Source organism: Aeromonas sp. S11(2024) (assembly GCF_041402345.1).
GTDB classification, from domain to species: domain Bacteria; phylum Pseudomonadota; class Gammaproteobacteria; order Enterobacterales; family Aeromonadaceae; genus Aeromonas; species Aeromonas veronii.
The window spans coordinates 1-5,488 of sequence record NZ_JBGLRC010000052.1; the positions used below are offsets into that span (position 1 = coordinate 1).

A 5,488-nucleotide genomic window follows, 5' to 3' on the forward strand; every position below is an offset into this window, starting at 1 on the left:
GCCGCGCCAGTAGATATTGGGGTCGTAGGCCGGGTTGGTCAGCGCGGCTGTGCCCAGCGGAATCTTTGTGTTGAACTCCTGGGCGTTGAGCATCACCTCGCGCACCCGCGCCGCTTTCTCCTTGTCTGCGACCTCTGCCCAGAGCGGGCTCCACCCTTCGCAATCAACATAATGAGGCTGCATTGAATTCTCGAATGAGGCACAATATGGGCCGAAATATTGATTGTATGACTCCATTTGGAGAGCCTTGGTTTGTGGACATTTTCTCAATGGTGAGGCGATTGGATAGCTGGATAAGAGAGCCTGTCTTTTGCTGAAAAATGCCTAGGGAGAAACAGTATTACCCAGGAAAACTGCCTCAAAACTCAAATAAAAGTAACTGGTTGTTTATTGAATGGCCTGGGTATGCGTGTGACCGCACGTGGTGTGATGATGATTTTTGCCCAACTCAATATTAAGACCAGTCCCGAGATATTCCTGATGTGCTGGTATTTATCATGGAATTGTTTATCAACGTGGTCCTTAGCATTTTGTCTACTGACTTGCGGTGATTTGAGGGGCTGGCAATAAATCTTGCTATTTCAGGTAAACATAACAAAAAAAGGGATAAGTAATGATTAGGATGCCTATATGTAGGCCAACGGTGCTGGCGATGGCCATAACCTTGTCGATGACGGGGTGTGCAACCATCGATGAGCAAGTGGCCGAGAATGATAGTTGGGTAAGCTGTGCCGGTGGTGGCCTGCTAGGCGCTCTTGCTGGTGCTGCGATTGGTGCCACTCAAGGCGATAGCAACAAGGTGCTCATTGGGGCTGTTGCCGGTGCTGCTGTGGGTTGTGGCGGCGGCCTTTGGTACAAAGATCGAGTTGATCGGTTGCAAAAAATAGCCAAAGAAGAAGGCTTAAAAATGCAGGTGCGTGAACTGCAAGTGGCTGCCGCCCAAGAGCAGCAGAAACAGAAGGACAAACCTACAGCAGTGGGACTTGAAGCGTCTATAGAGTACGCCGAGATGTTCCCGGTGGGCTCCGCGACCCTTACCACCGAAGGCTATCGGAAAATGACCCGTGTGGCGCAAGAGTTTGCCAGCAAGCGGGAAGATCAGTCCAAACTCCCCGAGAATCAACGTAGAAAGGTGCTGGTGGTCGGCCATACCGATTCTGCTGGCGCTGCTCAGTTCAATCAGCGCCTCTCTGAAGAACGAGCTCGGGCGATGGGCCAGATATTGGCTGCAGCCGGGGTGCCTCGTAGCGATATCTACTATCAGGGGGCAGGTTCGTCCCGACCGATAGCCAGCAATGATAGCGAAAATGGTAGAGCACAGAACCGCAGGGTCGAGTTGGTCGAGGTGCAAAATGAGGCCTTGCTGGTCAAGCGTGTGAGTGAGGAACGTGCCAGTCCCAAATATTTAGCTCATGGCACTGGTTCTGCGAGCAAGGTCGGATTGGCTGCCACTACCACTGCGGTGACCCAAAAGATTGTGAAGGCTAAAACAATACCCGCTAAGTCTGCTAACACTGCCGAGTTAATGACTACTGCTGCAGCCTCCCTCAAGGATAAGCCGGTCGCTCAGCCTAAGTCGGATGACGTTCTCCCCCCTTCATCGAATGCCAGTGGTTCTGTAGCGGTCAAACTGGCCGGCAAGGGAACCATCGACTTTGGTGGCCATTTGGTTACTGATAATTCCTCACCGCTGACCGGCAGCATTGCGCCCAAAACCCCCACCTTCTCCATTATCACTCCGGCTTACGCCAGCGCTCCTATCAGTTCTTGTATCGGCGATCTGCCTCGTGTGGAGGGCCAGGTTAAGAACCTGGCGAATGGCCAACCGCTGGCGGAACATTCTACAGAAGAATACTTCCCTGGCCTCAATGGCAAGCCATGGGTTGCTGCCGTGAATGGTCATGTGGCATCGGTGGGACCGGTTGCGGTCCTACGTGACGAAGCGAAAGTGGCTAAGCAGCCCGCAATGCAGTTCATCCCAAATTACAAAAAATCCAAAAAGCAGACCGCCAAGATTGAATCAGTCGCCAATACCTACGAAGGGGAGACTCAAATCCTCTATCGGGTGTTCGCCGTCAATCAGGCTGCTTCGCCAGTGTCATGCATGGACGTTGTGTTCGACAAACGAACTGGTTCCGCGGTTGCGGGCGAAATTTATTATCCGAAGCAGGGTGACGCCTACGTGGCTCAATACCTGCCCAAGCGTCGTTAAGGGAACTAGACATGTTTGAAAATATTATTCACGCCCTGTCGGGGGCCTGGCACATCATCAGCCTGGTGATTGGTTTGATGGTTGCTGTCGTGACAGCCATTGTTTACTGGTACGAAGTAAAATATTGGCACATGGAGATGCGGCTTCGTATGCCGTGGTTTGGCCGCATCGCGGCTTGGGTAAGGAACCCCGGCGAAAACGAGAAGGCATCCGAGGATAACCCCAATGCGGTAGGTTTCAACCCGGGTGAGAAAGGTGTATGTGGTGCATATGACACCTTCTACAAGATGTATCAGCCCTCGGAAGAGAACTTCAAACGCAATCTGGATTATCTGGGAAAAGCGGATGAGGCGGATCGGTCTGAGAAAGGGTTAGGGATCTGGCTACTCATGATCGTCCTGATGGTGATAGAAGCATCTGCCTTTGGCTATGCGTTAGCGCCGTTTGCCCTCACCATGGCGACCCCCAACACCGCTATTGTTGGTGCTTTTTTCCTAGGATTAGTCATTTCAATTATCGCCCTGGCTCTGTCCGAACTTGCAGGTCGCCAGCTTTACCGTAACGGGGTAGTGAACAAAATCCTCTCTTACGAGTCGATCCGCGATGGTGCAGACATGACCAAGACTCTCAACGCTACCATCGACAATACCTATGACGACAATGGCGCTAAACCCTTCCAGCAATTGCTGAACCGGATCAATGTGCCAATCGATAAATACGGGCAGCCGCAGCGTCGATTCTCGATCATTGCCGGGTACGGGATCTTTATCATAGGGCTGGCAGTCGCCGCGTTCTGGGTTCGAACCGAAACCCTGAACCAGCAGGAAGCATTGCTGGTCGAGAACCCGACAGCTGTCATCCAGAATGCTGATGACTTCCCGATTGCGTCTGGTGAGGACGAGATTCCTTTGCCATCCGATATGGCAGAGTTGTCCGCCAGTTCCAGTCAGAAGTCCGCACAAGACCAGATTGATGCCATCCATCGTGCTTCGCTGGTGACCTTTGCTGTGTTATCGGGGTTGTTCGTTTTTATTCAATTTACTTCAACCTTCCTTGCATTTAGGCACAGCTTTGCTGGAACGTACTCTCGTGGGGCTTGGGAGATGACTCATAAGTACAATAGTGCCTCCGAGTTTGTAAGACACCACAAGATCAAAGCTGACGCTATTGCCCAAGACGCTCAATCTTCCTTGGCAAAGTTGCAGTCGTTGCAGGACAAGGTGTTCAGAGTGAGCGGCAAGACGAAGGACAACCTGAGTCATAACAAAGACAGTCGTACTTTCCTGCGCTACGTGGAAGAGCAGGAGAGTATCGATCATATCAAGAAAAACCGTGAGATTGGCAAGCAAGGTACCAATCTGATCCGCAACTATGTCAAGAAGACCCTAGACGACTTGGACGCCGCCACAAAAGCTGGGGACAACCAGCGGATCGAAGAGATCATCGCTATTGCCGGACCTCGCTTCGAGGCTATCAATGACCCGGAGCTCAATGGTGAGAAGGAGCGCTTCTACGCCGTGGTCAATTTCTTCAGTGCCAAAGCGCCCCCCGTCCAGATTCCCCAGCCCATACAGCACTTCCCTAAGCCGGTGTCTGAGCCAGTAATAACTACACCGGTTGTCGCAATAGAACAGCCAGAAAAAGAGCGAGGAGCGCTTGCCAGCAACAGCAAGATGGCGAGTTTTAATCCTCATGCGTGGGGTGACCTGACTCAGTTCGATGAGGATGATATGGAATACGTTGCCAACAAGAAGGGGGCGTTAGTGGAAGATCTTAAACGGGCTCGTCGCCTGCAGCTCTTGGACAAGGTGGAAGCGTGATAACTCTGAAACACTTCCTGACTTTGGCAATGTTACTGCCTGTGGTCGTAATGGCAGCGGAGCGCAACGACCTGAGCAGTTGCTATCAACAGGCTAGGATTACCGAGTTCAAGCCTGCGCCCTCGGGTCGTATGTTGTCGGTTGTGGTGGATCAGACCACGCCGCTCACGCCGGATCTGCAGCGTACCGCTTGGGATCATATCAAGCGATTCCTGCAGCCGGGCGATCAGTTGCGTCTGTACTCCTTCTCCGCTTATTTGGAAGGTCACTACATGCAGCTCAAATATGCAGGACAGTTGGAGAAAGGGCTCGACCAGTCGACACTGGGTGATGTGCCAATGATGAGTGCCAAGAAGCTCAACCAATGCCTCGCGGCCCAGCCGAAGCAGATGTTGCAGCAGTTTGGTCAGCGTTTCGTGCAGACCATGGGCAAATCCTCCACCGATATCCCGCGCAGCGAGATCCTGTTTAGCCTCAAGGCGGTGGGTGACGACATCCGAGCGGCTGATGGCGTGAAGGAAAACATCATCCTGCTGATGTCTGACATGCTGGAATACAGCGACTTTGGTAGCTTCTATCAAGCCAAAGGGATCCGTGATATTTCCCCAGCAGTGGAGCTAGCCAAGGTCGAAAAGGCTAATCTAGTCGCTGACTTCAACGGTGCCAGGGTTTATGTGCATGGGGCGGCCTTTGTGCCAACCGATACAAAGAACGGCTATCGAAGTGGCAAGATGATCCAGAATCTAGAATCCTTCTGGAGTCAATATTTCCAACGGTCAAACGGCCAGCTCATCGCATTTGGGCATCCAGAGCTCACGGTCTCTGTGCAGTAACGCAGCGCTAAGCTGGTTGGGATAAGAACACCATCATAGTTAATGCCAGTCAGTTAAATCTGACTGGCATTATTTTTACTTACTTCTTTTCACTGTGCTGACATTAACTCGCGGCCATGAGCCAAACAAAAAAACCGACATATGGTTGCTAATGCCAGTCAGTTAAGCCTGACTGGCATTGTTTTTATTGGCTTTTTGCACCGCATACTTTGTAATGGTCTAATCATCCCGGACACCATTTTAGGTGGTACAGTCGCCACCATGACCTGAGGTGTTCAATGACAAGATTACGTCGCTCATTTACTGCCGAATTCAAACTCGAAGCCGCATCCCTGGTGCTCGACCAGGGATATTCTGTCCCCGAAGCCAGCCGTTCACTGGATGTCGGTGAAACCTTACTGCGCCGCTGGGTTCAGCAACTGCAATCCGAACGAACTGGCACAACCCCAATCGGCAAAGCACTGACTCCAGAGCAGCAGAAAATTCAGGAGCTGGAAGCCCGTATCAACCGGCTCGAACGTGAAAAGGACATACTAAAAAACCGCCTCCCCGGCACTCCGTGGCCCATGGAATTAGAAACACGTCCACTACACTGATCTCACCGGACAGTGGTCGTTTGCTTT

General features: G+C 51.9%; 3 protein-coding genes and 2 pseudogenes. 4 read left to right on the forward strand and 1 reads right to left on the reverse strand.

Translation table 11 applies throughout. The annotated features are described in order from the left end of the window. Window positions 1–159 (reverse strand): annotated as a pseudogene (locus tag ACB040_RS20565) (hypothetical protein); the annotation flags it as partial. A gap of 493 nt (window positions 160–652) precedes the next feature. Between ACB040_RS20565 and ACB040_RS20570 the strand changes: the two are divergent. The 4 genes and pseudogenes from ACB040_RS20570 to ACB040_RS20585 form a co-directional block, all read left to right on the forward strand. Beyond that, window positions 653–2,212, forward strand: coding sequence for an OmpA family protein (locus ACB040_RS20570; protein WP_338771531.1), 1,560 nt, complete (start codon window positions 653–655; stop codon window positions 2,210–2,212). Window positions 2,213–2,223: 11 nt separating this feature from the next. Next, window positions 2,224–4,032 (forward strand): hypothetical protein, encoded by a 1,809-nt coding sequence (locus ACB040_RS20575; RefSeq protein ID WP_338771534.1) that lies wholly within the window; start codon window positions 2,224–2,226, stop codon window positions 4,030–4,032. Further along, window positions 4,029–4,865 (forward strand): hypothetical protein, encoded by an 837-nt coding sequence (locus tag ACB040_RS20580; protein ID WP_338771536.1) that lies wholly within the window; start codon window positions 4,029–4,031, stop codon window positions 4,863–4,865. The genes ACB040_RS20575 and ACB040_RS20580 overlap by 4 nt, the downstream gene beginning before the upstream one ends. Before the next feature lie 278 nt (window positions 4,866–5,143). Next, window positions 5,144–5,404: pseudogene (locus ACB040_RS20585) on the forward strand (transposase); the annotation flags it as partial. Window positions 5,405–5,488 lie beyond the last annotated feature (84 nt).

What these genes read in the sequence shown, in the direction of transcription:
- ACB040_RS20570 (WP_338771531.1), top strand. Translation starts at nt 653, where the DNA reads ATGGCCATAACCTTGTCGATGACGGGGTGTGCAACCATCGATGAGCAA.
- ACB040_RS20575 (WP_338771534.1), top strand. Translation starts at nt 2,224, where the DNA reads ATGTTTGAAAATATTATTCACGCCCTGTCGGGGGCCTGGCACATCATC.